This window comes from Mesorhizobium sp. M5C.F.Ca.IN.020.29.1.1, assembly GCF_003997375.1.
Classification (GTDB): Bacteria; Pseudomonadota; Alphaproteobacteria; order Rhizobiales; family Rhizobiaceae; genus Mesorhizobium; species Mesorhizobium wenxiniae.
Genome location: NZ_RZSW01000595.1, coordinates 1 through 3,603 on the forward strand (window position 1 = coordinate 1; position 3,603 = coordinate 3,603).

Below are 3,603 nucleotides of genomic sequence, written 5' to 3' on the forward strand. Positions count from 1 at the left end.
GGCCAATGTCGTCGGCATCGTCGGGCTGGTGGAAAATGCCGTCGACGGCCATGCGCAGCGCCCCGGCGATATCGTCACCTCGATGTCGGGCCAGACCATCGAGGTGCTCAATACCGACGCCGAAGGCCGCCTCGTTCTGGCCGATGCGCTGTGGTACTGCAACGATCGCTTCCAGCCGAAATTCATGGTCAATCTGGCGACGCTGACCGGCGCCATCATGGTCGCGCTGGGCCAGCACTATGCCGGCCTGTTCTCCAACAATGATGAACTGGCGAACAGGCTGACGAGCGCCGGGCAGGCGACGCAGGAACGAGTGTGGCGGATGCCGCTCGGCACCGAATATGACAAGCTGATCGACTCGAAAAATGCGGACATGAAGAATATCGGCGGCCGCTATGGCGGCGCCATCATCGCGGCGCAGTTCCTGCAGCGCTTCGTCAAGGATACGCCCTGGGCGCATCTCGACATCGCCGGCACCGCAATCGGCGCGCCGTCCAGCGAGATCAACCAGTCATGGGCCTCCGGCTTCGGCGTTAGGCTGCTCGACCGGCTGGTGCGCGACAACTATGAGGGGTGAGGCCTTTCAAGGCGCGATCATGGCCGACGTCCTGTTCTATCACCTGACCGAATCGACGCTGGAGGATGCGCTGCCCGGCCTGCTCGAGCGCAGCGTCGATCGCGGTTGGCGCGCCGTGGTGCAGACCGGCACCGAGGAGCGGCGCGACGCGCTCGACCAGCATCTTTGGATTTTCAGGGACGATTCGTTCCTGGCGCATGCGACCGACCGCGAATCCCATCTGGCCGAGCAGCCGATCCTTTTGACAACCGGCCAGGACAATCCGAACGAAGCGCAGATCCGCTTCCTGGTCGACGGCGCCGTGCCGCCGGAGCTTACCGGTTATGAGCGCGCCGTGTTCCTGTTCGACGGCCACGATGCGGCCCAGGTCGAGGCGGCGCGCACGCACTGGAAGACGATGAAGGAAGCCGGCCACGTGGTCACCTATTGGCAGCAGACTTCAGATCGGCGCTGGGAACGCAAGGCGTAAAGCTGCCGTCTTGGCTATCCTCGACCTGGGGATCAGATCGCTGCGCAATTGGGTCATGACTCCGAGAGAGCATCGGACCGAAATGTGGAGGAACCCTGAAGGGGGTGGTTTGCTGATCGTTGAGAGGCGCTACAACTGAAGCCGTTCAGCCAAGTCAATGAAGTCGCTGGCCACCAGGTCCCAGGCCTGGTCTGGGTGCAAGTCCGTGGTCTGCGCTAACCCGTGCTCGGTCGGACGCGGGACAAAGGCTGTTCGTAGTCCGCATGCCCGAGCCGCTGCAAGGTCGCCATTGTGGGCGGCCACAAGACAGATCTCATCCGGCTTCATTGCCAGCACGTCAGCGGTGCGAAGATAAGCTTCCGGCATCGGCTTGTACGCTTGCACGAGTTCGGCGCCGAGGATCGCATCCCAGGGGATACGACTACGCTTCGCCATGTTGAGCATAAGGACGATGTTACCGTTCGAGAGCGGCGCGATGATATAGCGGGCCTTCAGCCGCGTGAGGCCGGCCACCGCGTCCGGCCATGGCTCCAATCGGTGCCATGCCAGGTTCAGTTCGTCCAGTTCGGAGGCTGGCACCGAAGCCGGGTCGATCCCGAATTCCGGCAAAACAGCTTTCAGATTCTCCCGATGCAGCACGTCGAGACGTGTAAAGGGCCGCCGGCCGCTGCGCACCTCCTCCATCGCTGGCGAGTAACGGCGACGCCACGCATCCGCGAAAGCGGTAGGAACGGCCGTTCCGGCTCCATACCGCTTCAGGAACGGTTCAGCTTCGCGCGCCACGCCGCTGCGCCAATCGACAACAGTGCCGAATACGTCGAACACCAAGGCACGTACAGCATCCAAGACCATCACATTCGGCTCCTCGATCCGCACAACTGCATGACCGTCGCATTCGGGTGGCGAGCACCCCTTGCGGCTGTCGCCAAAATCGGTCGCGAAACACCACTTTTGCGAGGACATTTGCGACAGGCAAACCATTGACTGGATGGACAGGGTGAAACTATCGCGAAGCTTAGGATATTTGCGAAAGGAGATCTAACCACTACTCCAGAATGACGATGGCTTCCACCTCGAAGAGCATGGGGTCAATTGCAAGCTTGGGCACGGGAATCAGGGTCTGCGCCGGCAGCGCCTCGCCGAACATTTTCTTGATGTTCTTGGTCAACACCTCAAGCTTGGACATATCGTGATCGACCACGAAGACCGTGAGCTTTGCAACCTGATCCGGCCTGGCACCGAGCGCATCGAGGGCGGTACGCAAATTTGTGTAGGCCTGCTCGACCTGGACAGCGAAGTCGGGCGACAAGGCTCCCGTACTGTCTTGGCCGCCCTGTCCGGAGATGTAGGCCACCCGGGCTTCGCGGGGCGTGATCACCGCCGTGCTGTAGCCGTTCGGCGACGGGTCGTAGAGGTTTTGTGGATTGACGATGGTCAGCTTGAGATCGTTCTCATTCGCTGTCGTCGCAGTGGGAACTCCCATGGTCATGATGATTAGCCCTCCGGTAAGCAGATGCTTGATTTCGTGTGACATGATTTTCTTTGGCTTTGCGGACTGCGACCAACGTACCCTCGCGGCCGGTATGATTGAACTTTAACCGTATCGCTCATATGATGACTCGTGCGACGTACGAGTCATCGTATGGTACACCGTACTAGTCAATCGTCCAAGATCGACATTCCTTGCGTTGCCGGTCAAAATCGACGTTCTCAACAGCGAGGAAGAGCGGATGGCAGCCAAACGTACCGGCGCCCGGAGCAAACGGTCTCAACCGACAAGTGAGTGGCTCCAGCCAATGCAGGCGCGCAGTGAACCGCCGCTCTCTCGGGAACGCATCGTGGCGACCGCGGTAGAACTGCTGGACGCCCAGGGAGTCGACGGATTGACCATGCGTCGGCTGGCCGATCGCCTTAGCTCGGGCGTGATGAGCCTATATTGGCACGTCGACAACAAAGAGGATGTCTTTGATCTGGCGCTCGACTCGGTGCTCGAATATCGCGGACCGCCACAAATGGGTGAGTCTCAAGACTGGCGCGGAGAAGTCGTTCATATGCTTGAAGACTGGCGCGCCAGCATGCTGCGCCATCCTTGGTCGGCGTCGCTGTTGCCGCGCCGGGCGCTCGGGCCGAACATGCTCAGCCGCCTAGAACTGCTAAGCAAGACCTTGTCCGGAGCCGGTGTAGCGGACGCAGATCTGAACGTCGCGATATGGTCACTCTGGAACTATGTGATGGGCGCCACCATCACCCGGGCGAGCTTCGACCTCTCGGACGACGACAGGGTCGCCGCGCAGCAGCGCCTTACACGTCTCAGCGAACGCTACCCGACAATCGAACGCTCTCGTCTGCTGTTGGACAACGATTGGGACGGCGCTTTCCGGAAAGGCCTCGGCTTTCTGCTCGATGGCCTCTCTCCAGGATGAGGCTGAACGGTAGCTTTGGACTCAAAGCGACTGTCGCAAAATCCCGATTAGAGCGACAGTTTTGCACCTGATTCTTTTGCGACGTCGCAGAAGAAGCCTTTGCGTCAAGGTTTATGGTTCCACGGTGGGTCGTG

4 protein-coding genes and 1 pseudogene are annotated in these 3,603 nt (G+C 60.5%); 3 read left to right on the forward strand and 2 right to left on the reverse strand.

Annotated elements, in window-relative coordinates; translation table 11 throughout:
• Together EOA85_RS30390 and EOA85_RS30395 are read left to right on the forward strand one after the other, a co-directional pair.
• Nucleotides 1-577, forward strand: a pseudogene (locus tag EOA85_RS30390) (leucyl aminopeptidase); the annotation flags it as partial.
• A 19-nt stretch (nt 578-596) separates the two neighbouring features.
• Nucleotides 597-1,046, forward strand: a complete 450-nt coding sequence (locus EOA85_RS30395; protein ID WP_065008935.1) for a DNA polymerase III subunit chi — start codon at nt 597-599, stop codon at nt 1,044-1,046.
• A 129-nt stretch (nt 1,047-1,175) separates the two neighbouring features.
• On the opposite strand, the gene EOA85_RS30400 is transcribed toward EOA85_RS30395, so the two are convergent.
• Together EOA85_RS30400 and EOA85_RS30405 are read right to left on the reverse strand one after the other, a co-directional pair.
• Nucleotides 1,176-2,009, reverse strand: a complete 834-nt coding sequence (locus EOA85_RS30400) for a haloacid dehalogenase type II (RefSeq protein ID WP_348627945.1) — start codon at nt 2,007-2,009, stop codon at nt 1,176-1,178.
• An 82-nt stretch (nt 2,010-2,091) separates the two neighbouring features.
• Entirely contained in the window at nt 2,092-2,580 is a 489-nt protein-coding gene (locus tag EOA85_RS30405) for a RidA family protein (RefSeq protein ID WP_127212201.1), read from the reverse strand.
• Nucleotides 2,581-2,776: 196 nt separating this feature from the next.
• On the opposite strand from EOA85_RS30405, the gene EOA85_RS30410 reads away from it, so the two are divergent.
• Nucleotides 2,777-3,469, forward strand: coding sequence for a TetR/AcrR family transcriptional regulator C-terminal domain-containing protein (locus EOA85_RS30410; protein WP_127212202.1), 693 nt, complete (start codon nt 2,777-2,779; stop codon nt 3,467-3,469).
• Nucleotides 3,470-3,603 lie beyond the last annotated feature (134 nt).